Origin of the sequence: Aquamicrobium lusatiense, from assembly GCF_014201615.1 — a bacterium.
In the GTDB taxonomy this organism is placed as follows: domain Bacteria; phylum Pseudomonadota; class Alphaproteobacteria; order Rhizobiales; family Rhizobiaceae; genus Mesorhizobium; species Mesorhizobium lusatiense.
Genome location: NZ_JACHEU010000003.1, coordinates 87,991 through 113,311 on the forward strand (window position 1 = coordinate 87,991; position 25,321 = coordinate 113,311).

Annotated in this window: 19 protein-coding genes and 1 riboswitch; of the genes, 9 read left to right on the plus strand and 10 right to left on the minus strand. The window is 62.8% G+C overall.

The window, feature by feature from the left end:
- Window positions 1-22 precede the first annotated feature (22 nt).
- The 8 genes from HNR59_RS16105 to HNR59_RS16140 form a co-directional block, all read right to left on the minus strand.
- Window positions 23-1,468, minus strand: a complete 1,446-nt coding sequence (locus HNR59_RS16105; RefSeq protein ID WP_343060848.1) for a CYTH and CHAD domain-containing protein — start codon at window positions 1,466-1,468, stop codon at window positions 23-25.
- 154 nt (window positions 1,469-1,622) lie between these two features.
- Window positions 1,623-2,537, minus strand: a complete 915-nt coding sequence (ppk2, locus tag HNR59_RS16110; protein WP_183832056.1) for a polyphosphate kinase 2 — start codon at window positions 2,535-2,537, stop codon at window positions 1,623-1,625.
- A 276-nt stretch (window positions 2,538-2,813) separates the two neighbouring features.
- On the minus strand, window positions 2,814-3,620 hold the full coding sequence (locus tag HNR59_RS16115) for an ABC transporter ATP-binding protein (RefSeq protein ID WP_246374771.1): 807 nt from the start codon (window positions 3,618-3,620) through the stop codon (window positions 2,814-2,816).
- Window positions 3,608-4,468: an ABC transporter ATP-binding protein gene (locus HNR59_RS16120; RefSeq protein WP_183832058.1), complete on the minus strand. Its 861-nt coding sequence runs from the start codon at window positions 4,466-4,468 to the stop codon at window positions 3,608-3,610. Before HNR59_RS16120 ends, HNR59_RS16115 begins: the two co-directional genes overlap by 13 nt.
- A complete protein-coding gene (gene nikC, locus HNR59_RS16125) occupies window positions 4,468-5,373 on the minus strand; it encodes a nickel transporter permease (protein ID WP_183832059.1) in 906 nt (301 codons plus the stop codon). Before nikC ends, HNR59_RS16120 begins: the two co-directional genes overlap by 1 nt.
- Entirely contained in the window at window positions 5,373-6,437 is a 1,065-nt protein-coding gene (locus HNR59_RS16130) for an ABC transporter permease (protein ID WP_183832060.1), read from the minus strand. Before HNR59_RS16130 ends, nikC begins: the two co-directional genes overlap by 1 nt.
- Window positions 6,434-8,029, minus strand: coding sequence for an ABC transporter substrate-binding protein (locus HNR59_RS16135; protein ID WP_183832061.1), 1,596 nt, complete (start codon window positions 8,027-8,029; stop codon window positions 6,434-6,436). The genes HNR59_RS16130 and HNR59_RS16135 overlap by 4 nt, the downstream gene beginning before the upstream one ends.
- 239 nt (window positions 8,030-8,268) lie before the next feature.
- Window positions 8,269-9,051: an IclR family transcriptional regulator gene (locus HNR59_RS16140; protein ID WP_183832062.1), complete on the minus strand. Its 783-nt coding sequence runs from the start codon at window positions 9,049-9,051 to the stop codon at window positions 8,269-8,271.
- A gap of 191 nt (window positions 9,052-9,242) precedes the next feature.
- Here HNR59_RS16140 and HNR59_RS16145 point away from each other — a divergent pair, with 191 nt between their 5' ends.
- The 9 genes from HNR59_RS16145 to HNR59_RS16185 all read left to right on the plus strand — a co-directional run bounded on the left by HNR59_RS16145 (window position 9,243) and on the right by HNR59_RS16185 (window position 22,480).
- Complete coding sequence (locus HNR59_RS16145; protein ID WP_183832063.1) at window positions 9,243-10,616, plus strand: aspartate aminotransferase family protein; 1,374 nt, start codon at window positions 9,243-9,245, stop codon at window positions 10,614-10,616.
- A 19-nt stretch (window positions 10,617-10,635) separates the two neighbouring features.
- Window positions 10,636-12,063 carry an NAD-dependent succinate-semialdehyde dehydrogenase gene (locus tag HNR59_RS16150; RefSeq protein ID WP_183832064.1) on the plus strand — a complete coding sequence of 476 codons (1,428 nt, stop codon included), beginning with the start codon at window positions 10,636-10,638 and terminating at the stop codon, window positions 12,061-12,063.
- 113 nt (window positions 12,064-12,176) lie between these two features.
- Window positions 12,177-13,346 carry a CoA transferase gene (locus HNR59_RS16155; protein ID WP_183832065.1) on the plus strand — a complete coding sequence of 390 codons (1,170 nt, stop codon included), beginning with the start codon at window positions 12,177-12,179 and terminating at the stop codon, window positions 13,344-13,346.
- Window positions 13,347-13,369: 23 nt separating this feature from the next.
- Window positions 13,370-13,954, plus strand: a complete 585-nt coding sequence (locus HNR59_RS16160; protein ID WP_183832066.1) for a cysteine dioxygenase family protein — start codon at window positions 13,370-13,372, stop codon at window positions 13,952-13,954.
- A 34-nt stretch (window positions 13,955-13,988) separates the two neighbouring features.
- Window positions 13,989-14,726: an enoyl-CoA hydratase/isomerase family protein gene (locus tag HNR59_RS16165; RefSeq protein ID WP_183832067.1), complete on the plus strand. Its 738-nt coding sequence runs from the start codon at window positions 13,989-13,991 to the stop codon at window positions 14,724-14,726.
- A gap of 28 nt (window positions 14,727-14,754) precedes the next feature.
- Window positions 14,755-16,890, plus strand: coding sequence for an acetate--CoA ligase family protein (locus HNR59_RS16170; RefSeq protein ID WP_183832068.1), 2,136 nt, complete (start codon window positions 14,755-14,757; stop codon window positions 16,888-16,890).
- A 52-nt stretch (window positions 16,891-16,942) separates the two neighbouring features.
- Complete coding sequence (locus HNR59_RS16175; RefSeq protein WP_183832069.1) at window positions 16,943-17,680, plus strand: enoyl-CoA hydratase/isomerase family protein; 738 nt, start codon at window positions 16,943-16,945, stop codon at window positions 17,678-17,680.
- Window positions 17,681-18,007: 327 nt separating this feature from the next.
- Window positions 18,008-18,204, plus strand: a riboswitch (cobalamin riboswitch).
- A gap of 96 nt (window positions 18,205-18,300) precedes the next feature.
- Window positions 18,301-20,631 carry a TonB-dependent receptor gene (locus tag HNR59_RS16180; RefSeq protein WP_183832070.1) on the plus strand — a complete coding sequence of 777 codons (2,331 nt, stop codon included), beginning with the start codon at window positions 18,301-18,303 and terminating at the stop codon, window positions 20,629-20,631.
- Window positions 20,632-20,710: 79 nt separating this feature from the next.
- Window positions 20,711-22,480, plus strand: coding sequence for an ABC transporter ATP-binding protein/permease (locus tag HNR59_RS16185; RefSeq protein ID WP_183832071.1), 1,770 nt, complete (start codon window positions 20,711-20,713; stop codon window positions 22,478-22,480).
- 38 nt (window positions 22,481-22,518) lie between these two features.
- Here the strand turns inward: HNR59_RS16185 and HNR59_RS16190 are convergent, their stop codons facing one another.
- Both HNR59_RS16190 and HNR59_RS16195 read right to left on the minus strand, forming a co-directional pair.
- Window positions 22,519-24,390, minus strand: a complete 1,872-nt coding sequence (locus tag HNR59_RS16190) for a ChuX/HutX family heme-like substrate-binding protein (protein WP_183832072.1) — start codon at window positions 24,388-24,390, stop codon at window positions 22,519-22,521.
- A 202-nt stretch (window positions 24,391-24,592) separates the two neighbouring features.
- Window positions 24,593-25,312, minus strand: coding sequence for an FCD domain-containing protein (locus tag HNR59_RS16195; protein WP_183832073.1), 720 nt, complete (start codon window positions 25,310-25,312; stop codon window positions 24,593-24,595).
- Between the last annotated feature and the right edge of the window lie 9 nt (window positions 25,313-25,321).

Here is a 25,321-nt window from a genome sequence, read left to right on the forward strand (position 1 = left end):
CCTTCCCGTCGATCCCGAAGAGCTATCGCCAGAACCGCTTTGCATCGACGAAGGCATCGTGGGCTTCCGCCGCTTCGGTCAGGCCTTCTTTCCCGGCCGGGGCCAGCATGCCGGCCACCTCGTCAGGTGCGAGGTCCAGGCGTTCCAGCAGCCGGGGCAGGACGGCAAGGTCGTTCAGGGTGCCCAGCCGGTCCTGCATCACCTCCAGAGCGTCGACGAAACGCCGAAAGCGGCGCTGCTGGCGGCGGGTGTCGAACAGGGAGCCGAAGAAGCCGGCCGCATAGCGCAGCTTCTTGGCATCTTTGCGCACTTCGTGCCGGGTCTCGTCGTCAAGCTCGGCAAGGTCCCTGCCGCCCTTTTTGACCTTGCGGCGAAACCGGTCGAGCGCGGTGGCCGCGAAGTCGCGCACCGGTTGCGCGCGGATTGCCGCGCCGGCTTCCGCGGTCCGCCATTCGCCGAACGCCAGCCATTCGACAAGATCGAGCATCAGCAGCCGTGCGCGCGGTGAGTTCAGCGCCTCCATGGCCCGCTCATAAGCGCTGGTCCGCGCCACCTCGATCCGGGCGCGCAACACGTCTTCGGCACCGCGCGCAGCCAGCACGTCGAGATCGCGGGCGTCGCCCGTACTGCCGGCCAGCCAGCGCAACTCGTCCCGCAAATGGGCGAACCGGCTATCCTTCAGCATCTCCCTGTAAATCGACAATGCCGAGCGCAGACGGCGCAGGGCCACGCGCGCCTGATGCAGCGCTTCGGGATTGCCGGGCGACAGCAGCGGCTCGTTCAGGAGGAAGTGACGCAGGCAGGATGCGGCGATCTCCTGGAAGGCATCCTCGGCGCTCATCCCGGCGTGCAGCGTCACGGCCTCGGCCTTTAGCGCCCGCGGCGCCTCGGCAAGCAGCCTGTAGCCGCGCGCGGCCTTGTTGAGGACGCCCGGCCGCAGTGGCACCAGATCTCCCAGCCGCCGGGCGAGGGCAAACAGCGCGGCCGGGTTCCCCTTTTTAAGCTCAAGCTCGATCTCGCACAGTGAGGAGCGGCGGTCCGCGGCCATGACCTCGCCGCGATCCAGCACGACCTCGATCGTCGCGTCATCCTGAACGACGTTCCAGACCATGCGTCCGACATGGACTTCGAAAACTGGACGAATGTCCTGCACTTTCGCGCCCAGCATGGAGAGGAACGGCAGGGTGTCATCGAAGACCGGCCGATCATCCGGTACGGACCGCTCCCACTCCCGGCGAACAAACATGCCAGCCGCCGGACCTCCGGCCTTCACCGTCTGGATACGCGCGCCGTTCGCCTCCCTGACCCTGAGCGTGAAGCCGGCCGCTGCAAGGTCGTTTCGGGGCGTGTCGAAGTAGATGGCCCGCTGCCGCAGCAGGGATGCCTCCTCTGCGAACGGATCGCAGGCCAGGAAGGCGTCGGCGTTGTCCGGCGTCAGTTCGAGCTTGAGTTCAGTTTCCGGCATCATGCGAGCTGCGCCTTGCTTGACTTGGGATATAGCCCGGACGACAGGCACTGTTGGCGCCCCCACGGGCGGGGCTGCCGCATTATGGACAGGGCCCGGGGCAGGGCGTCAACAGGCGTCGTCCTCCCGGCGCTGACCCCAGCCCCCGGCTTCGCGGTCAGTACTTCTGCGGAACGTAGAGTTCGCCCGGCAGCGTGGCGCGTTCATATTCGGGATTGAACACGCGCTCCGGCAGGCTGATCTCCTCGTGCGGCACCGGCTGATAGGGGATCTGGTTGAGCAGATGATCGATGCAGTTCAGCCGCGCCCGCTTCTTGTCATTGCCTTCCACGATGTACCAGGGCGCTTCGGGAATGCTGGTGCGCTCGAACATCTCTTCCTTGGCCTTGGTGTACTGTTCCCAGCGCACGCGCGACTGCAGATCCATCGGCGACAGCTTCCACTGCTTCATCGGATCATGGATGCGCATCATGAAACGCATCTGCTGCTCTTCGTCGGTGATCGAGAACCAGTATTTGACCAGCCGGATGCCCGAGCGCAGCAACATGCGCTCGAATTCGGGAACGTCGTTGAAGAAGTCCTCGACCTGTTCCGGCGTGGCAAAGCCCATCACCCGCTCGACGCCGGCCCTGTTGTACCAGGAGCGGTCGAAGAGGACGATCTCGCCGCCGGCGGGGAGGTGCGGCACATAGCGCTGGAAATACCACTGCGTCTTCTCGCGGTCGCTCGGCGCCGGCAGGGCCGCCACCCGCACGATGCGCGGGTTGAGCCGCTGGGTGATGCGCTTGATGACGCCGCCCTTGCCGGCGGAATCGCGCCCCTCGAACAGCACGACGATCTTCTCCCCCGAGTGCGATACCCAGTCCTGCAGCTTGATGAGCTCGGACTGAAGCCGGATCAGCTCCAGGAAATAGGTCTGGCGATTGAGGGAGTCGGGGTGCGCCTTCCGGTAGATCTTCGCCAGTTCGGCCGAAAGCGCGGGTTCGGACAGTTCGAGTTCGTAATCCTCGTCGAGGGCGTCCTCCATCTCGGCTCTCAGCCAGGATACCGCGCTGCTGTTGTCGAAATCCATGAAACTCTCCTGGTCCGGATTGGAACGCGATCCGTGCGTGAAGCTCCACCCTGCACCGGATGTCGGAATCTCGCACCTACCGTTCCGGGCCGACTATCATCAGCTGGTTACATGCATATGACGGCTGCGGCCGCCCGCATCGCTGCGGCCGCATTGCGGAGAGAAAGGTCCTCGCGGCTGCGTTGAGCATTTCTGCTTCTCCCAGAAATGCTCTGTCTCTTTGTTTGGGCATGCATTCATGCGACGCCGGATGTCTCCATCCGGCTGCAGGATGCTCTACGCGATGTTCCGGTTGGCGGAACGCTGCTCCAGCTTCGTGGCGCGCAGCAGTTGCTTCGTGTAGGGCTGGGTGGCCTGACCGGAATAGATCTGGTCGCGCATCAGGGTTTCCACCAGCTCGCCCTTGTTGAGCACGATCACACGTGCGCACATATGGGCGATGACGCCGAGATCGTGTCCGACAAACAACATCGTCAGGCCGTGTTCACGGTGGAGTTTTGCGAGCAGGTTCAGAACTTCGGCCTGCACCGATACGTCAAGCGCCGAAGTCGGCTCGTCGAGCAGCAGCACTTCGGGTTCGAGAATGAGGGCGCGCGCAATGGCGACGCGCTGACGCTGCCCGCCTGACAGCTGATGCGGATATCGGAAGCGGAAGCCGAGCGGCAGGCCGACGGAGGCCAGGCTGGCGCGGATCTTCGCCTCGCGGTCGCCTATGCCCTGTATCGCCAGCGGCTCCTCCAGAATCCGCTCGACAGAATGGCGCGGATGCAGCGCCGCGTAAGGGTCCTGAAAGACCATCTGCACACTGCGCGTGTGCCGCTTGTCTCTGGCCCTTGCGGAGGCCGGCATGCCGAGGATTTCCATCATGCCGGCGGCCGGAGCGGTTCCGGTGAGGGCTTTGAGGATCGTGCTCTTGCCGGAGCCGGATTCTCCGATGAGGCCCAGGCATTCTCCGTGTGCGACCGAGAAGCTGACATCGTTCACGACGCGTGCCGAGCCATAGGTGACGCAGAGGTTCTTTACGTCGAGCGCGTTCGCCGGCGCGTTTACAGGGACTGGTCTTGCGTGTTTCATGACAGCCATGCGGGATCGCGTTTCAGGACAGGCAGGGTCTCCACCCTGTGGTCGAGAGGTGGCCGGCAGCCGATGAGGCCGCGCGTATAGGGGTGGGAAGCCTTTGCCAGTTCGGAGGCCGGCAGGGTTTCCATCACCCGGCCGGAATACATCACGACGACCCTGTCGCTGTAGGCGCTGACCAGATCGAGATCATGGCTGATCAGAATGAGCCCCATTCCCCGTTCGACGACGAGGCTTTCGATCAGATCCAGCACTTCGGCGCGCACCGAAACGTCGAGCGCCGAAGTCGGCTCGTCGGCCACCAGCAGGTCGGGTTCGGCGGCGAGCATCATGGCGATCATGATGCGCTGGCCCATTCCGCCCGAAACCTCGTGCGGATAGAGACCGAAGACGCGCTGCGGATTGTCGATGCGAACCTTGTGCAGGAGTTCCAGCGCCCGCTCGCGCGCGGCGCGGCGGGAATCTCCCAGATGCAGCCGGCAGCTTTCGACGATCTGCTGGCCGGCGGTCATGATCGGATTGAGGGATTGCTTGGGATCCTGAAGGATCATCGCCATGCGCTTGCCGCGCAGCCTGGCGAAATCCTTCTCCCTGAGGCCGCGCAGATCGTCGCCCTGAAGGCTGAGCCGGTCGGCCGTCACCTCCGCGGCTTCGGGCAGCAGGCCCATGATGGTGCGCGCCGTCAGTGACTTTCCCGAACCGCTTTCGCCCACGATGGCGAGCTTTTCGCGCCCCATGGAAAAGCTGACGCCGGCCACCGCGGCCACCGGCCCGCGACGGCCCGGAAAGCGTATCCAGAGATTTTCGACCGCGACCAGAGGTTCCGCGGCAGCAGGTGTTTCGCGGTGGCTCATCAGTTCACCCTCCGGTCGAACACATCGCGCAGACCATCGCCGAGCAGGTTGAAGCCGAGGCTGACCACGAAAATGGCGGCGCCCGGCAATGTGGCGACCCACCATTTGTCGATGAGATAGTCGCGTCCCGCCGCCACCATGGCGCCCCATTCGGCCGCCGGCGGCTGGGCGCCAAGGCCGAGGAAGCCCAGTCCGGCGGCGATCAGAATGATGCCGGCCATGTCGAGGGTCAGGCGGATGATGGCGGATGGTATGCAGAAAGGGGCAATGTAGCGGATCAGGATGCGCACCACCGACGCACCCTGCAACCTTGCTGCCACCACGAATTCACGCTGCCGCAGCGAAAGGGTTTCCGCGCGCGCCAGCCGTGCATAGGCCGGCCAGCCGGTGATGGCGATGGCGATGACGGCGTTTTCCAGCCCCGGCCCCAGCACCGCAACGAAAGCCAGTGCAAGGATGAGACGCGGGAACGCCATGACGACATCGGTGACGCCCATGAGAAAGCGATCCGTCGTTCCGCCGAAATAGCCGGCCACGATGCCGATGGCCATGCCGATGGGGCCGATCAGAATGGCCACGAGCAGGACGATGGTCAGCGTGACCCGGCTGCCGGAAATGACGCGTGAGAAGATGTCCCTGCCAAGATGATCCGTACCGAACCAGTGACTGGCCGAAGGCGGCAGGAGGCGGCTGCCCAGATCGGTCGCCAGCGGATCGTATGGCACAAGCAGCGGCGCGAAGATCGCAAGGCCGACAAGAATGGCCACGATAACCAGTCCGCACACGGCAAGAGGATTGCGCACGAAGCGGTAGAACGTCTGATAGGACTGGGCGAGCCTTCCCTGCAGCCGGCTTTCGGGTGCATCGGTGGTCAGCCAGTCCAGCCATGTCGAAACGATACGCATCAACGGATCCTCGGGTCGAAGATACGATAGAGAAGATCGGCGCCTCGGTTCAGGAACACGAAGCTGATGCCGATGACGATGGTTCCCCCAACGACGGCATTCAGGTCGGCGGAAAAGAGCGCCTGCGTGATGTAGAGGCCGATTCCGGGCCAGGCGAACACCGTTTCGGTCAGCACGGCACCTTCCAGCAGATAGGCGAAGGTCAGCGTGATGACGGTGATCACCTGAACGATGACATTGCCGAAAGCGTGCCTCCAGATCACCGTGGAGGCCGGAACGCCCTTGGCGCGCGCGGCCAGCACATATTCCTGCGACAGCTGCTCGATCATCAGGGACCGCGTCATGCGGGCAATGAACGCCATGGAGACATATCCGAGAATGCAGGCCGGCAGTATGAGATGGGAAAATGCATTGCGGGCCGCAGCCCATTCGCCGGCCAGCAAGGCGTCCAGCAGAACGAAACCGGTTCTGCCGGGGACGCTGTACTGATAGGCAATTCCGATCCGCCCCGGCCCCTCGACCCAGCCGAGCCGTGCATAGAAGACGAGCAGTGCCACCATGCCCAGCCAGAACACCGGCAGGGAATAGCCGATCAGGGAGATGATGCGCACGAGGTGATCGCTGGCCCGCCCCCGGCGCACGGCCGCAAACACGCCGGCAGGTACGCCGAGCACCGCCCCGATGAGCGTGGCGGCCAGCGCCAGCTCAAGGGTCGCGGGAAAGGCCCGCAGCGTATCGGAAAGCACGTCGCGTCCGGTCATCACCGAGCGTCCGAGATCGCCGACCACCACTTGTCCGAGATAGTCGAGGAATTGCCGGTACACGGGCTGGTCGAGGCCCATGGCCCGGCGGGCCTGCTCATATGCTTCGGGAGAAGCGCGGTCGCCCACCATCACCAGAACGGGATCAATCGGTACGACCCGCGCTATCAGGAACGTCACGAGCACAAGGCCGAGCAGGGTCAGCGCAAGGCTGACCGCAAACCCGAAGGTGTTTTTCGCAAACGTTCCCAGCGCCTGGTTTTGCAAAGGACCGTTCGCACCGGTGGGCGAGGCTGAACTCATTTCGTTATGCCACGGAAGACGTAGGTGTCGAAGGCAGGGCCGGAAACCCAGTTCTCGACATTGCTGCGCATGGCAACCGGCTCGGTCTGCTGGAACATGACGACGAACGGGCTGTCCGTTTGCAGGGAGCGCTGGATATCGGCGTAGATCGCTTTGCGCTTTTCCGTGTCGCTTTCATGAATGGCCTTGTCTGCCAGCTCCTTCAGTTCCGGGTCGAACCAGGAATTGCGCCAGGCAGCCGTTTTGGCGGTGCCCGCATCCGAATTGTCCGGATTGCTGAGGAAGAAATCCATGGTCGAATGCGGATCGCCGTAATCCGGCGACCACACCATCAGAACGGCCTGATGGTTGCGCGCCCGATACTTGGTCAGAACCTGCCGGCGATCGGAAGCTACGACCGAAACTTTGATGCCGGCCTGCGCGAAGTTGGCCTGCAGCGCCTCGCCGATATCGCGGTATGGCGCACCGGCGAAGACGTCGAGTTCAAGGTTGAAGCCGTCAGGATAACCTGCCTCGGCCAGCAGCGCCTTCGCCTTTTCCAGATCCTGCTTGTAGGGCAGTTCCTCAAGCGCGGCGAAACCACCCTTGGCCAGAACCGACTGATGGACCCGGTACTGATGCCTGAGCATCGTTCCGCCGATCCCGTCATAGTCGACAAGCAGGCGTATCGCCTCCTGCACCTTGGGGTTCTGCAGCTCGGGCTTCTTTTCGTTCAGGCCGATATAGAGAACCGTGGCTTTCTCATCGATCTCGACCTTCACGTCCGAATTGGACGCAAGGGAATCGATCTGCTCGGCTCCCAGCGACCGCGCCATGTCGACATCGCCGCGCTCAAGCATCAGGCGCTGGGCGGTGGCTTCCGGCACATGGCGGTAGATGACGCGGTTGAGCTTCGGCTTCCCGAGATAGAAGGATTCGTTGGCCTCCAGAACGATCGCCTCGTTTGGCTGCCATGCCCGCAGAACGAATGCGCCCGCGCCGGCCGAATTCGAGCGGAGCCAGTCATATCCGAGATCGCCGTCTTTTTCGTGAGACAGGGCCACCGCCTTTTCCACCATGGAGCCGACACCCGACGACAGAGCGTTGAGAACGAGGGTCGGGGCGAAAGCTTCGGAAATGCGCAGAACGAGCGTCCTGTCATCCTGCGCCGTCACGTTTTGCTCGACATTCTCCGGGGTCCAGCCGAACTGGGTGAGGATAAAGGCCGGGCTCTTGCCGAGCTTGACGACGCGCTGCAGCGAAAAAGCCGCATCCTGCGCCGTGACCGGGGCTCCCGAGGCGAAAGTCAGGCCATCGCGCATCGTGAACGTATAGGTCAGGCCGTCTTCGGAAATCTCCCAGCTCTCGGCCGCCCCGCCGATGACCTCGGAGAAATCCGCCTCATTGCGCACAAGCAGGCGCAGATAGACATTGTTGCTGATCTCGCCGCCGACAAACTCAAACACCTCCGCCGGATCGAAGCTCGTAACGCCGTCGATGGACGTCGCCATGACAAGCGTGTCGGGCGGTGTGTCGGCGTATGAGGGGGCCATGCTTGCAAAACTCAGCATGACGACTGCCGTGGTCATGCGCAGAACCGATTTCAGTCCCATGTTTTTCCTCCCGTTGATTGTCGACAGAACAAGCCGCTTCCATGCCGGGCCGCGAATTTTGGCCCGTCTCTCAGGGCCAGGGCCTCGTCCCGGCGGCGTGTCCTTCATCCCTGTCTTCGCCGGCGTCACCATGAAAGGGCAGAGTATTTATTTGTTCTAAATAATGAAACTATGTTCCATATATCGATAACATCAGCATGACTGGCGGATGTCAACCCGACCGGTCCAAAAAAGTCACGTCATGCAGGGCGGCTCGGGACTGCTTTGCGGGCGTCGCCGCGGTAGCCTATGCTGCGGGAGATCTCATCGGCCGCGCGCATGACCATTTCGGCAAGGCTCTCGCAGCGCCCCTGTTGATTCAGATGATATTCCGGACCCGAAACGCCGATGGCGGCGACAACCTGCGAGGACGGCCCGCAGACTGCCGTGGCTATGCCCCAGACGCTTTCGCGCCATTCGCCCCTGTTGATCGTGTAGCCGCGCTGGCGGGACAGTTCCAGCTCCTCGCGCATCTGCTGAGGATCGGTGATGGTGTTGCGCGAATGAGGTTCAAGCCGGGCGAGTATCGGGGCAAGCTCCTCCTCGCTCAGATGGCACAGAAGCGCCTTGCCGGTGGCAACGCAATAGGCCGGAGCCCTGCCGCCAATGCGCGTGTAGGCGCCCACGGGCTCGGGACTGTCGATCTTGTCGATGTAGATGACCTGCCCCCCTTCAAGCAGGGAAAGGTGCACGGCCTCCCGGGCCTCGTTGGCAAGGCGGCGCAGGATGTCTGCCGCATGCGTGCGGATGTCGAGGCGCCCGACCAGTCCGGAACCGAGTTCCCATAGCTTGAAGCTGGCGGCGTACTCCCGCGACCTGGGATCCTGACGAAGATAGCCGGCATGTTCCAGGGTCTTGAGCACGCGATGCGCGTTGCTTTTGGTGATGCCGAGCGCGGCGGCGATGTCCGTGATCCGTGACGGCCCGTCCGCTTCGGCCACAAATTCCAGCACCTGCAGCCCCTTGAGCAATGTTTTGTCCATTTGTTTTCAGGCCCTCTCCCGGCATGCGCATGAATTCTTGACGGCGACACTTGACATGATGTGCCGCGGGTGATCACATTCGTATCATTATTCGGTACAGAGTTCTAAATATTAGAATACATTGCTTCTCGGCCGAATGAAAGAGGTTTTTCCACCGTCTGCATGAAAATGCCGTGCCCAAGGATTTCACTATGAATGCGCGCAGCAATTCCAACGCCGTCAACGATGTAGCCAGCCTGATCCATCCCTATACCAATCTGGCGCGGCACCCGGAGGCGGGGCCTGTGGTGATGACCCGGGGCGACGGCGTCTATGTCGAGGATGAGCATGGCCGGCGCTACATCGAAGGCATGTCCGGCCTGTGGTGCGCCTCGCTTGGCTTCAGCGAGAAGCGGCTGGTGGAAGCTGCGACAAGGCAGCTGGAAACGCTGCCTTACTACCACCTGTTCAATCACCGCTCGGTGGAGCCGTCGATTGAGCTGGCGGAACGGCTCCTCGACATCGCGCCGGCCGGGCTCGGCAAGGTTCTCTTCGCGAACTCCGGTTCGGAGGCCAATGACCAGGCGATCAAGCTCGTCTGGTATTACAACAATGCGCGCGGCCGGCCGGAAAAGAAGAAGATCATTTCGCGGTGGCGGGGCTACCACGGCGTGACCATCGCTTCAGGAAGCCTGACCGGGCTTCCGGCCAACCATGCGGATTTCGACCTGCCGATCGCGAATATCCTGCACACCGACATGCCGAGCCATTTCCACAATGCGAAGCCGGGTGAAAGCGTGGCGGATTTCACGCGGCGCATGGTGGACAATCTCGAACAGCTCATTCTCAGGGAAGGGCCTGACACCATTGCCGCCTTCATCGCCGAGCCCGTGTGTGGATCCGGCGGTGTCATCGTTCCTCCGGAAGGCTATTTCGCCGGCATTCAGGCCGTGCTTCGCAAATATGACATCCTTTTCATCGCTGACGAAGTGATCTGCGGCTTTGGCCGCACCGGTAACATGTTCGGCTGCGATACATACGACCTGAAGCCGGACATCATGACGATGGCCAAGGCGTTGTCGGCTTCATACCTGCCCATTTCCGCGACCATCGTCAGCGATGATATTCATGAGGCGATGATGGAGCAGAGCCGCAAGCATGGCGGTTTCGCCCATGGCGTCACCTATTCGGGACATCCGGTCTGCGCGGCCGTGGCCGTCGAAACGCTGAAGATCTATGAGGATCGCAACATTATCGGCCATGTGCAGGAGGTTTCGACGCGCTTCCTCGAACGGCTGCATGCTTTGGCGGAGCGCCCCTATATCGGCGAGGCGCGTGGTGTCGGCCTCATCGGCGCGGTTGAACTGGTCACCGACAAGGCGAGCAGGACGCCGTTCGCGCCGGCTCTCGGCATCGGGCCTGGCATACAGGCGAAGGCGATGGAAAACGGCGTTATCGTGCGTGCCCTGCGCGATGTAATCGCGTTCTGTCCGCCGCTCATCATCGACCGTCAGCAGATCGACATGATGTTCGACGGCGTCGAGAAGGCGCTGGACGCCATGGAACCGTCGATGCAGGCGAACTGAACGGTCGGGAGTACAGCCTATGATCGAGCATGGTTTGTTCATCGATGGTCGCTGGCGCGCCGGCAGCGGCGGCAATCTGATCGATGTGGTCGACCCAGCGACGGAAGCCGTCGTCGCGACGGTTCCGGTTGCCGGGATTGGCGACCTCGAAGAGGCTGTGCAGGCTGCTTCGCGGAGCTTTCCGGACTGGGCAGCGCGGCCGGCTCCCGAGCGTGGGAAAATGCTGCGCGAGGCCGCCCGCCTCATCCGTGAGCGTCGCGATGCGATCGCGCTGCTGCTGACGGGTGAACAGGGCAAGCCGCTGCGGGAGGCCGTTGCCGAAGTCGACAATGCGGCCGACATCATGGAATGGTATGCGGAAGAAGGGCGCAGAGCCTATGGCCGCATCATTCCCGCCCGGCTGCCGGGCGTCAGCCAGCAGGTCGTGCTTGAGCCTGTCGGCCCCGTCGCCGCTTTCAGCCCATGGAATTTTCCGGTCTCTCAGGCGGTGCGCAAGATTGCGGCCGCACTGGCGGCCGGCTGTACGATCATCATCAAAGGTCCGGAGGAAGCGCCCGGTGCCGTGTGCGAGGTCGCGCGCTGCCTGGCGCAGGCCGGCTTGCCCGGCGGGGTTCTCAATCTGGTGTTCGGAGATCCGCCGGCAATCTCGGCTCAGCTGATCGCAGCGCCGGAAATCCGCAAGATCTCGTTCACCGGTTCGGTGGCGGTGGGCAAGCACCTGGCAGCTCTGGCCGGCGCTCTCATGAAGCGCACGACCATGGAGCTTGGCGGCCATGCGCCGGTGATCGTTTTCGATGATGCGGATGCTGTCGCCGCGGCCACCCAGCTTGCTGCGTTCAAGTACAGGAATGCGGGGCAGGTCTGTATTTCGCCGACGCGCTTCTTCGTCCAGTCGGGGTCTTACGAGGCGTTTCTCGATGCTTTCGTGCGCAAGGCGAATTCCCTGAGAGTGGGCGCCGGTGCGGACAATGCGGAGATGGGCCCGCTTGCGACCAGCCGGCGCGCCGATGCGGTTTCCGCACTGGTGAGCGAGGCTGTAGCCGATGGCGCGACCCTTCATGCAGGCGGCCGCAAACTGGGCAATGCCGGATATTTTTACGCGCCCACCGTGCTTGGCGATGTTCCGCAGACAAGCCGCATCATGAAGGAAGAGCCGTTCGGGCCGGTCGCTCTGATCAATCGTTTCGGGGATGATGACGAGGCCATCAGGCTTGCCAATGCTACCGCTTACGGGCTGGCCGGCTACGCGTTCACGCAATCGTCGCGGCGTGCCGCACTGGCTGCAAGGGGCGTGAAGGTCGGCATGCTGTCGATCAATCATTTCGGTCTGGGGCCCATCGAAACACCGTTTGGCGGGGTGGGCGACAGCGGCCATGGCCGCGAAGGCGGCAGCGAAGGGCTGGACGCCTATCTGGATACGAAATTCGTGAGCCAGCTGTCGGCCTGACCGGATCGACCACACATTCCGCGCAGCCCGCGAAATCGGGATGTGCAAACCACCATGCTGCCACGGCCTTACGGCGATCAGGTGCGAAGCAGAACCAATTCGGGAGAGTTCAAGTGTCGGAAACCAAGTCCAGCGCCACAGCGCCGCTAGCCGGGGTCAAGGTCGTCGAGTTCTGCCATGTCGCCGCCGGGCCTTTCTGCTCCATGCTGCTTGCCGACATGGGGGCCGACGTCATCAAGGTGGAATCGCCCGATGGTGATACAATGCGTCAGTGGCCACCTCACAGCGACGGCTTCAGCGAGAATTTCGCTTCCCTCAACCGCAACAAGCGTTCGATCGCTCTCGATCTCAAGAACCCCGCCGACAATGCCATTGCCGTACGGCTGATCGGGGAAGCGGATGTCGTTGTGGAAAACAACCGGCCGGGCGCGATGCAGCGTCTGGGGCTCAGCTATGACAGGTTCGCGCAGGAGATGCCCAGCCTGATATACTGCTCCCTGTCAGCTTACGGGCAGGACGGGCCCCGTGCTGGAGAAGGCGGTTTCGATCTCACCGTGCAGGCGATGTCGGGCATCATGAGCGTGACCGGCAATGAGGGAGGCGAACCTGTCAAATGCGGCATCCCGATCTCGGACTTCGCAACCGGGCTTTATGCAGCCTTTTCCATCGCCTCACTGCTGACGCGGGTCAGGCAGGGCTGCAAGGGGGGCTATATCGACGTGTCCATGCTGGGGGCCAGCCTCGCCATAGCCGCTCTTCAAACCAGCGAATATTTCGCCAGCGGCCGGGATCCGCGCGCGCTGGGCGCGGCCCATCCCCGCAATGCGCCTTATGAAGCCTTCACCGCTTCCGATGGCAGCTTCGTGCTGGCGGCCGGCAACGACCGGCTGTGGCGCAGCGTGTGCGAGGTCGTCGGCCGCCCGGACCTGTTTGAAGACGAGCGTTTTGTGACCACGATCGACCGCGCGCGGAACCAGAAGGAACTTGCCCGGATTTTGAACGGCGAGTTCGCGCGCCGTACAGTTGCCGAACTGCTGGAAGATCTGAGACGTGCAGGGGTGCCGTGCAGTTCCATCAACAGCTATTCCCAGGCCCTGTCGGACATTCAGGTCGAGCACATGGGATGGGTCCGGGAAATGGCTCTGCCAAATGGTGTGCATACACGCACCTTTGCAAGCCCGGTGAGGATCGATGGTCAGTCGCCGCCGATTTACAAGGCGCCTCCTGCTCTCGATGAGCACGGGGAAAGCATTCGCCGGTCCCTGCTGACCCCAGCGATATGAAACGAGTTCGTGAGGAGAACAAGATGACGACCAACACCAAAAGGCTTCGGACCTTCCTCTCCCAGATGAGCAGGCTGGTTGAAGAGGCCGATGGCAACGAGCATGTCCTTCTGGAAAGGGGCAAGACCTATCTGGAAGCGCTGGTGGCGCATGATGACTGGCTGCCGGAAGAATGGGCCGCGGCCAATCCGGACCGCTACCAGCAGCACCTGCTTTACTGCGATCCGCAGGACCGCTTCTGCGTGGTCAGCTTTGTCTGGGGACCGGGGCAGCAGACGCCCATCCACAACCACACGACCTGGGGGCTGGTGGGAATGCTGCGCGGAGCCGAAATCTCGGAAGCTTACGAGATGCAGGATGGCAAGCCGGTGGCTGGTGAAACCGAACGTCTTGACCCCGGTCAGGTCGTGATGGTGTCGCCCGATGTCGGCGACATCCACAAGGTCTGGAATGCGTGCGACGATCGCGTCTCGATCAGCATTCATGTCTATGGCGGTGATATCGGAGCGATCGAGCGCAATGTGTTTCCGCCAGAGGGCGGCATGAAGTCGTTCATCTCAGGCTATTCCAACTCGGTCATGCCAAACATCTGGGGCACTCAGGCCTGAAATGCCCCTGACCATCCACAAAGCAGATGTCCGCATGACGCTGACTCTTTCGCGGCCGGAACAGGGCAATGCCCTGTCGCATGATCTTGTCGAGGCTCTGCATCGCGGGCTCGATGAGGCCCTCGGCAACGGAACGAGAATGCTGGTCATCGAAGGGGAAGGGCGCAATTTCTGTACCGGCTTTGATCTTGCCGGCATCGAGGAGGCACCCGATGCTGACCTGCTGATGCGCTTCATCAGGATCGAGCAGCTTCTGGCGCGCCTGTGGTCGGCGCCCTTCGCAACGCTGGCAATCGCCGGAGGCCGCTGCTTTGGCGCCGGAGCGGATCTTTTCGCCGCCTGTTCCACGCGGCTTGCGCTTCCCGATGCGTCCTTCAGCTTTCCGGGTGCTGCCTTCGGGCTCGTTCTGGGAACCCGCCGGCTGGCGGCGCGGATCGGGGAAGACGAAGCACTTTCAATCATTGCCTCCGGCGAGACTGTCGATGCAGAGAAGGCGCTGGAAATTGGGCTTGCGACCGGCCACGTGACGGAAACCGAACTGGAAATGATGGTGGAGAAGGCCACGGCCGCCGCTGTCCGGCTCGATCCCGAAACCTTCGCCGCAATTCGCTGTGCGGCAGGCGATGACCCGGCCCTTCTCGACCGGGATCTGGCGGCGCTGGTGCGCTCCGCGGTGCGGCCCGGTCTGGCGCAGCGTATCTGCGACTATCGCGCGGCCATGAAACGCAAACACATGCAGGACAAGTCCGCACGGCCTTCGTCCACTCATTGAAACAAGCCAAGCATACGGAGCAAACAGGATGACTACGCTTTCTGGTGGCGCAGCGCAGCCACGGGGAATACTCGCGCCGCGATCAGTCGCCGTCATCGGTGCCTCGGAAGACCTGACCAAATTCGGTGGCCGCATCTACAAGAATCTGGTCCACCATCGCTTTTCGGGCGCCATCTATCCGATAAACCCGAAGCGGGAGCAATTGCTTGGCATCAGGTGCTATCCCTCCATCGCGGATACGCCAACCCCGCCGGATATGGCCGTGATGGCGGTGCCGCGGGATGCCGTCAAGGATGCGGTGGAGGCCTGTGGTGCGGCCGGCACGCGGGCGGCGATCGTCATCACCGCCAAGTTTTCCGATGCGGGCCCGGAAGGCGCGGAACTGGAGCGTCAGGTCGTGGCGGCCGCCAACCGCCACAACATGCGCATCATCGGTCCCAACTGCCTTGGCATCATCAGCCCGGCGAACGATCTCGTCCTGTGCGCTTCGCCAGCCCTGTTCGTGGATGAAATGCCGAAGGGCGACATCGGTCTGGTGAGCCAGAGCGGTGCTTTGATGGCCACCATATTCGACAAGGCCATGGCCCGGGGGCTGGGCTTTTCGCACTGCTTCTCCATCGGCAATCAGGCCGATATGGATATGTGCGATTTCGTCGACTATCTGATCGAGGACGAGCGCACGCGCGTCATATGCAGCTATATCGAAGGGATCAGGGATCCGGCGCGCTTCATCGAGGCGGCCCGGCGCGCCCATGCCGCCGGCAAGCCATGGCTCGCCGTCAAGGCGGGGCGCACGGCCTTCGGCGCAGCCGCGGCCTTCTCGCACACCGCCAGTCTGGCCGGCAGCTATCAGGCCTTCGAGGCCGCCTGCCGGGATTGCGGCGTGCTGACGATGGACGACCCGGATGCAATGGTGCTGCTGGCTGCATCGCTGGCACGCTTCCCGCAGGCCCGGCCGAAGCGCGTCGCCATTGTCACGACGTCCGGTGGCGGTGGCGCCGTTACGGCCGACCGCCTCACCGATCACGGCATAGCGCTGGCGCAATTCAGCGCCGAGACGGCCAGTGAACTGTCCGAAATCTATCCCGCCAATGTCGCGGGCTCCAATCCCGTCGATCTCGGTTCCGCAAAGCAGGGTGGCTCGCTGGTTGTCGGGGCATCGACGCTGAAGCCGATCATTACCGACACCGGAAGCGATCTCATCCTGTCGGCGATCACCACGGCCCCGGATGTCGAGCTTCTGTGCCGCAGGTTTGACGAGGCCACCGTCGCTGCCCGGGACGAGGGCCATGTCAAGCCGCATATCATCGTGCTTCAGCAGGGGCAGTCGGCCGATGCGGCCAGATCGTTCCTTCGCTCGCAGAAGATCATCTACACGGACAGTCTCGATGACGCCATCCGGGCGACGGAAGCATGGGGCCGGCTTGCAGATACGAAGCCTGCCACGGCGCCGGCGCGCCCGGCGGCCATGGAGCCGGTAAGCCTGCCCGAAGGCTTGTCCGGAAGTGTCGGTGAGGCGGAAGCAAAAGCGTTCCTTGGCGAAAACGGCGTGCCCGTCAATCGCGGCCAGATCGTCGGCACTGCGGAGCAGGCGAGCGAAGCTGCGGCGCTGCTGGACGGCCCCTTCGTGGTGAAAGTGGTGTCTCCTGACATCGTGCATAAATCGGACGTCGGCGGTGTCGTGCTCGGCCTCGAAACGCCGGACGATGTGGCGCGGGCCGTAACCCGGATGGGCGCATCCATCGCGCAGAAGCTTCCCGATGCGCGTATCGAGGGTTTTCTGGTTCAGGAAATGCGCACCGGCAAGGTCGAACTGCTGGTGGGCGCCCGCAACGATCCGCAGTTCGGCCCGATGATCATCGTCGGCGCCGGCGGCGTTCTGGTTGAGCTGCTCAGGGATGTGGCGGTGGCGATGGCCCCTGTCTGCGAGAAGAAGGCACGATCGATGATCGAAAGCCTGCAGATCGCAAAGCTGATGCAGGGCTTCAGGGGCAGCGCGGAACTCGACATCGATGCCGCTGCGCAGGCCGTGTCGCGGATCAGCTGGATCGTATCGGACATCGGCCCCCGCTTCTGCGAACTCGACGTGAACCCGCTTCTTGTTGCAGAAGCCGGAAAGGGTTGCGTGGCCGTCGACGCCCGCATTCTGCTCGACGACAACTGATATCCGGCGGCCGGAGCGGCCCGGACGGACATGCACAGCACTGGAGGACTTAATGTCAGCACTGGACGTAAGACTGGATGGCAGGACGACCATCTTCACCATCAACCGCCCGGAGAAGATGAATGCCATCAATGCCGAGGTGGCGAATGAGATGCAGCGGCGCTTTGCCGAATTTGACGGCTCGGATCAGCGGGTCGCGATCATCACGGGCGCAGGGGAAAAGGCTTTTTCTTCCGGCGCCGATGTCTCGGACATTCCCGAACTCTGGCGCTGCATACCAACGATCGGCATCGTCACGGAAAAGCCTGTCATATGCGCTGTCCATGGCTGGTGCGTCGGCGGGGCGCTGGTGATGGCCGCAATGGCGGATCTGTGCGTGGTGACCGAGAACACCCGTTTTTCCTATCCCGAAGGTAAGGTCGGGCTGACAGGCGGCATGATTGCCACGCTGGCAGGGCGCATACCGCATAAGATGGCCATGGAGATCATGCTGCTTGGCCGAACCGTTTCCGGCCGCCGCGCCTGCGAGATCGGACTTGCCAATGAGGTGGTCGAAGACGGCAGGCATCTGGAAGCCGCGCTGGCGATGGCGCGCGAGATGGAAGATATGGCGCCGCTGGTGCTGAAGACGCTGAAGCGCTTCGTCGTCGAGCATACGCTTATCCAGACACCTTCGGAAAAGCTTGCGCGCGCCCAGCGCGACCTTGCCGTCGTCCGCACCAGCGCAGACCTGAAGGAAGGCGTTGCGGCGTTCCGGGAAAAGCGCAAGCCGGTGTTCAACGGCAGATAGAACCGATCCGCCATTTCCCGGCCGCCTTCAGGCCATGGACTGCCTGTGGGGCCGGTCCGCGCCGGCCGACGTCATTGCTGTGTCGGTCAAAGGGGCATCTTGCCGGCGGCTGCCACAGCCTCTGAACCTCCCCGCACGGCCGCCGGCGCATCGTTGCGGCGAGGTTTGGCGCAGGCGACCGGACCTGAAGCGTGTCGCGATCTTTCGGATTCGCTCCTTCCGCTCTAAGCCGTTGTTTTAACGCATGTTACTATCCCGAAACCGATACGCTCTTTCGAGCGGGATGCTTTAACTGTCCGGCGGCAATTGACTTGCCGGGCGTCCATGTTATCGGGAGCGCGGTTATGGTTCTTTCGTTGTCTCCGGAGAGCGAAAGCTAAGAGGGAATCCGGTGAAAATCCGGGGCTGCCCCGCAACTGTAAGCAGAGAGTGCGCCGTCGCTCATTGTCACTGGCTTTGCCGGGAAGACAGACGGTGCATGATGACCTGTGAGCCAGGAGACCTGCCTGACCATGGAAGTTCGGTGGGCGGGGTGGACCACTGGAATGTGCGGCATTCGGTAGAGGAAACCGGACGCGGCATCCGTCTTGCGAACCCCGTTGTTAAAGAGAGGGGGAGCAATGGCTGTCTTCACATATTCTACCACAAACAATACGGGTCGCCGCAGGCCGGGCTTTATCGCATGGCTTGGCCTTGGGGTGGCAATGATCGCTCTGGCAGGTCCGGGAAATGCTTTCGGGCAAACGAGAGCCGAGCAGAGCACGGAGGACATTGAAGGGGCGCGGGCTCCTCTTTTGACGCCCGAAGAAACCATTCTTCTGGAGCGCATAACCGTCACTGCCCAGCGCGGCCCGAACGAACTGTTCAACGTCGCGCAGAACGTCACCATCCTGACCGGCGAACAACTCGACAGCAGGGCCGTTCGCGATATCGACGACATGGTGCGTTATCTTCCCGGTCTGAGCGTCGACCGCGAAACCTCCCTCAACAATCCCTATGGCCAGCTTGGTTCGTTCAGCATCCGGGGCGTCGGCGGCAACCGGGTGCAGATCCTTGTCGATGGCGCGCGGGTTCAGGAACAGACGATCTACGGCAGCCGCGACTTCGCCGATCCCTTCAACATGAAGGCGGTTGAAATCGTTCGCGGTCCGTCTTCCGTGCTGTGGGGGGCGGATGCGCTGGGCGGCGTCGTTTCGTTTCGCACTCGCGATCCGCAGGATTTGCTGGATGGTTCCGACAAGCCATGGGCGGGTGAAATCAAGAGCGCCTATGACAGCTTCGACGGCAGCTTCCGCAAGCAGTTCACGGCGGCGGCCTCGCAGGGCGATTTCCAGATGCTGGCGAGTTTTGGCCACCTGTCCGCCCATGAGCCACGGCTGAGGAATGCGCGCGCCGACGGCGGCATCTGGGGATGTCCGCGTCCGGCCTCTTTCGGCTGTGACAAGCTGTTCGATGCCGACACCTACGCATGGAACGCGCTCGGCAAGCTGATCTGGACCCCCGAAGATCACGAGTTCAGGCTGACCGGGGAGTTCTTCAGGCGCCACACCGAAGTCGATCAGGTGTGGGACGCTTTTGCCGCCTCCAGCGGCTATGCCAGCGCCAGCTATCCGCGCGAGCTGGACATGCAGAGGACGCGTCTGGCGCTGGAGCACAAATGGACGCTCAACACGCCGCTGCTCGACGAAATCAAGTGGCAGCTGTCCTATTCACCGCAGAAGCGCGACACATCGGGCACGCAGACACGCATCTTCGCCACGCGTACGGACACATACACGCCCGTGCGCAATTATGGCGAAACCTTCCTTGAGGCGGATGTGCAGCTGACCAGCCGTTTCGCCACCGGCGGCATCGCCCACAAGCTGATCTACGGTTTCGACGGCGATCTGACGGATTCCTCCTATGACGGCTATAATATCGTCCACCGATCCGACACCGGCGCGACGACGATCCAGACCAATCAGGGCTACAACTTCCCCGAAGTGAAGACCCGCCGGGCGGACTTCTACATTCAGGATGAGATGGAACTGCTGGACGGGCGGCTCAGGATCACGCCCGGCGTTCGCTTTGCGACCTACAGGATCGATCCCACCGGGGACACGGGATACAAGCCCCTTCCCGGCAACGAGCCCGAGGTGACGAGCAACACGAAGCTCATCAAGAAGCTCGGCCTGATCTACGAGCTGGACGACAGCTATTCAGCCTATGCCTCCTATGGTGAAGGCTTCAAGATGCCGACGTCGCAGCAGATGTTCGTTTCGGCCAGCGACCCGTTCATCGGCGGCATCGTTCTGCCAAATCCCGGTCTGAAGCCGGAATCGGTCAGGAACTACGAGATCGGCCTCAGAGGGCTGTTCGATCGCGGAAGCTTCAGCGCCGGTGTCTTCTATGCCGACTATCAGGATTTCATTCGCGGGCCGATGAATCTCGATCCCACGCGGCCCAATGTCTGGACCTATGACAATGTCGAGGATGTCAAACTGTGGGGCATCGAGATCGCCGGCGAATATGAGTTCCATGCCGACTGGTGGGCATCTGCGGCGATCTCCTACCAGCATGGCACGCAAAGGGTGGCGGGCGGAAAGAAGACGCCCTTCGACGGGGCCGTGCCGCTGACGGCGGTGCTTGGCCTGCGCCATTTCATCGCCGACTGGAATCTGGAAGCGGAGGTTCTGGGCACCTTTGGCGCAGCGGTGACCCGCCGCGCCAGCCCGAACGCCTTCCTGCCGGGTGGCTATGCGGTGTTCGATGCCTATCTGAACTGGAAGCCGCGCAACAATCTGGAGCTCAACGCGGGCATCCAGAACATGTTCGACACGCGCTACTTCCGAAACAGCCTCTACGGTTACGATGTCACCCCTGCCTCCGCCGCCACGGCGGGAGCGCGCCCGCTTGAGGCGCAGGTTGCGCCGGGGCGCACCTTCAAGCTGGGAGCAACGCTGCGCTTCTAGCAAACAGCAGCAGACAAGCCGTCATGGGTGACGGCCTGTCTGCTCTGTCCGATGGTCGTGTCGAGAACGGAACCTGACGATGATTGAGATACTGCGCCATGTCTCGCGGATCCTGAAGCTGTGTACCAGCGGCAGGGGCGGCAGGATTACGCTGCTGATCTATGGTGTGGTTCTTGTTCTGGAACTGGCTTCCATCGTCGTTGCCCTGCGGGTCATCGACTGGACCAAGGATTTCTACGACGCGCTCCAGCAGATGAACGCGGCCGAAGCGCTGCACCAGACCTGGATCTTCGCGGCCATCGTGGTGGCGGAGGCGTCGAGAAACCTCTGTTCCATCTATTTCCGCAAGATGCTGGAAATACGCTGGCGCGAGGCGCTGACGGCGCGCCTGCTCGACAAATGGCTGCAAGGGGGCCACTACCACCGCATACAGGAGTTCACCGAAGGCGGCCTTCTGGACAATCCCGACCAGCGTATCGCGGAAGACAGCCGGATCTTCATTTCCGGGAATGTCGCCGACAGCACCACCGCTTCCGGCTTCGTTCCCCTGTCGCTCGACATCGTCACGCGCATGGTGGGGCTCATATCCTATGCGAGCGTCTTGTGGGGGCTCTCCGGCTTTGCGCTCGATCTTGGCGTGCTCGGCGTCGACTGGTCGCTGCCGCGCTACATGGTCTGGTTCGCCTTTGCCTATGTCATTCTCGCCATCGCAATCACCCATCTGCTCGGGCGGCCGCTCAAAGAGCTGTATTTCAGGCAGCAGCAGCGTGAAGCCGATTATCGCTTCGGGCTCGTTCATGTTCGCCGCAATGCCGATCAGATCGCGCAGCTCGATGGCGCCGCTGCGGAACGTCGCGAACTCGACAGGCGGTTTGGCCGGATCGTGGCCAACTGGCGGCGCCTCATCGGGCAGGAACTGCGGCTGAGCTCCTTCACCTATCCCTATTATTACACGGCGCTGCGCATCCCCACTTTCCTTGCCATGCCGGCCTATTTCGCCGGTGCGCTCACCTTCGGCGGCATGATGCAGATCAGCTCGGCCTTCGCGAAGGTGGTGACGACCCTGTCATGGTTCATCTTCTCCTATCGGCCGCTTTCGGAACTGGCCGCCGCCGCGAAGCGCCTGGGTGGGCTGATCGAATTTCTGGACAGGCCTCCGCAAGCCGTCGCACCCGCCATCTCGGCAGGGTCATCGCCCGACGGAGTTTTTCGCGCACAGGCGCTGGAACTGGCCGCTCCCGGCACGAAACCCTTTCTGGCTCTGCCGGAACTTCGTCTCAACCGGGGCGAGTCCATCTGGCTGAGCGGGCCTTCCGGGGTCGGCAAGACCACGCTGGGCAAGGCCATCGCCGGTTTGTGGCCACATGGACGCGGTGAGGTGCTCTTCCCGGCGTCCGGCTTCTTCGTCATTCCCCAGCACCCCTATCTGCCGCTGGGCGATGCGGTGGAAGCGGTCTGCTATCCCCTGCCTGTTTCGGCTTTCAGCGATCAGGAGATCGACGCCGCACTGGAGGATGTCGGGCTGAAACCTGACGTCATCCGGGCCATGGGACCCGAGGATCTGACCACGCTTTCAGGCGGCGAACTTCAAAGGCTGGTTCTGGCCCGGCTCTTCCTGCACAGGCCGCAATGGGTCATCATGGATGAGGCGACGAGCGCGCTGGACCGGGCGGCGGAAGAAAAGATCTTCCTCCGCCTGAGCCGGAAGCTGGCAGACACCGGGTTCATCGTCATCTCGCATCGCCGGCCGGAGGGGTTGGGGCATGTCAGCGAAGTCGACCTTTCCCTGCACAGCCTGAAATCCGATCCGCAGCCCGGCCTCCCGCACTTGCAGGAGGCAAGCGCATAGCGCTTTTTATCGGCGGGATGTCGTCCTGATGAACCGCGTCAGGCCGGGATTGCCACGGGCGTTCTTCCGCAAATCCGGTCGAGCAGGGCATGCCAGGAGTGCGCCTGAGCGCTGCCGGGGCGGCGTTCGCCGAACACCCATGCGATCTGATCGCCCTGATCGTCAAACAGCTCGATGGACCTGATTTCGCCATCGATGGTCGGCTTGGACACGAGCCAGCAGCTCGCTGCATGGGATCTGGCGATCTCAAGCCCGAAGGTCTCGTCTTCCACCGAAAGGCGCTTCGCCGTTACGCTGACAGTGTTCACCTGTCCGATATGGATCTGCACGTTGCCCGGCGAACCGACGAAGATCATGACGCCTTCGCCCTGTCTGGCTGCTTCCTTCAGCACCTCGAAGAACAGCTCGGTATCGACCTGCCAGGCCAGATCGTCCGGCACCAGCCGGTAGCTCTGGGTGCGCTGCGCGCCGTGGCGGCGGGCCAGCGCGAAAATATCATGGGTGTCGAGCATGGAGCGCCACTGCGCGGCCAATGCCGCCACATCGATTTCGGCGTCGTCGGGTGCAGCCGGGGGCGGGGAAGGGCGGTGCACACCAATCCGGGGGTTCTGATCGCTGTCCCTGAAACGCTGCGCAAGCTCGCGCAGCTTTTCACCGCCGGCCGGCGTGCACGCAAGAACATGCAGGACAGACCGCCCGCAGGAATCGAATATGTGCAGCCCGTCAGCGTCGTATCCGGCTATCTGTGCGCCGGCAAAGAAGCCGTGCGTCCAGCTTTCCAGTCTGATGCGCAGGTTGATGTTGCGGTCGAGAACGACGGGGCGTTCCTCATTCCACATGATCCGGTCGAAGACGCCATGCTTGCGATGGGTTGCGGCAGGATTGCGGGTCACGACGGTAACTTCCCCCGCTTCCGGCAGGGCCTGCACAATGCCTTCCCAGTCGGTATCCAGCCGTATGACGCTTTCTCCGACCAGAGCCGCCATCAGGTGCGCTTCGGTGACAGCGTGCGCGGCTGCGAAATCGGGTACGCCAGACGGGGTCCGATCCGCCAGATTCCGTCGCCACAGCGCGGCCAGACCTTCGGTGTCGACCGGCTCGAAAAGTTCGGCCGGGGTGGGGCGGGCGAGCAGCTTCACCTCGGTGCGCGTCTGTTTCGCGGCGTTCCAGTAGGGCGCTACGTGGATGCGACTTTCATCGATGTGACCGAGCTTGCGCCAGTGAGCGCGGGCAATCTGGAAGGCGGTCAGTTCAGCGCCGAGCCAGCAGGCGACACGGCCCGTTTCGGGAACGGGCGTTTCCACCACCGCTTGCGCCAGCAGCCGGCCATGCGGCAGGCCGGGCTCGCCATCGCGCTGAAGCCATCGTATTTCCATGCCGGCCGGCGCTTGCAGAACCTGCCGCTCCTGCGCATTGGCGATTTCGATCAGCACAAGCCCGCGGGCATCATGAGGCAGATTTTCCAGCATGCGCGCGATCGGGGGCAGGGAAGATTCATCGCCGGCAAACAGATACCAGTCGGCTTCATCGACAGGGCGGCCAATGGGGCCGATGATGCCCAGAAGAGCATCCGCCTTCACATTTTTCGCCCATGAAGCGGCGACCCCGTCCCCGTCATGCAGGAAGAAGTCGATGTCGACTTCACCGGCATCGGCACGAATGTTGCGCAGGGTGTAAGCCCGTATCGGCATCCGCGCCTGTCCCCGGTTCCAGACCGGGCGGCCATCGGCGCTGACATGCGGCCATTGTGGCTGGTCGTCTTCGGGAAACAGCAGCCTTGCGTGCAATCCGCTGCCAGCCAGCGGCCCGACGTCGGCTCCGGCAAGCGTCACCCGCCGCATGGTGGGCGTCAGATCCACCCACCGGCATACCCTCATGATGCGCAACGGGCGCTCGTCTGCGGTCCCCATCCAGTCCTCTCCCGAACACCGAAGCCTGCCTGTGGCGAGTACAGTATTCCGCCCGCGGTTGAAAGCTCGGTGAAAATCCCGGGGATGAAGGGGCCTGATACGGGGAGATTGCGGGCGCTGCCTTCGCCTTTGGTTTGCGGCGCTGCGCAGCCCCATGCCATGAGGGAAGCGCAGGCCGTCCAGCGGTGTCAGGCCACGCTATCTAGAGCTTTCTGGATATGGGAAATGTCCCGTGCAGTCGCCGCTCCTCATGATGGGCGACTGCGCGCGTGAGTGCTTCTGCCGAGAACTGGATATCGGTTGCGATGGCCTGTGCGGCCACCGAGGCATTGCGTGTCCGCAAGGCCCCGATCAGCTTCTCGTGATGAGGCAGGCCATCGGCCGGCGTGGCGAAGTCCGGATAGATGGTGACGAGGTAGGAGCCGACCGTGAGCCACAGGCTCTCGATCATCTTCAGCAGCGTCGGCATTCCCGCCGCTTCATAGAGGGTGAAATGCACCTTCCAGTTCGCCTCGATCATGGCCGTGTAGTCCTTCGCGGCGAAATGGTCGACGAGTTCGTTGTGGAAAGCCTCGATGCGATCGACGGTCTCGTCATCGATGATCGCGGTTGCGGCCTCGGTGGCGAGCTTCTCCAGCGACAGGCGGATGGCCGTGATCTCTGCCACGCGCTCCGGCGTCAGGGCGGGAATGCGCACCGTGCGGTTCTGGTCGAGTTCGAGAATACCCTCGGCCACGAGGTTGAAGAGCGCCTCGCGCGCCGGCGTCATGCTGACATTGAGCACGGCGGCGACGGCCCGGATGGTGATTTTCTCGCCGGGACGGAAATTGCCGGCCATCAGCGCGCTGCGCAGGCTGCGATGCGCCATGCCGCCCAGCGTTTCCTGCCGGTCAATCGGATCGATAGCCTTCAAGCCGGACACTGCATTCTC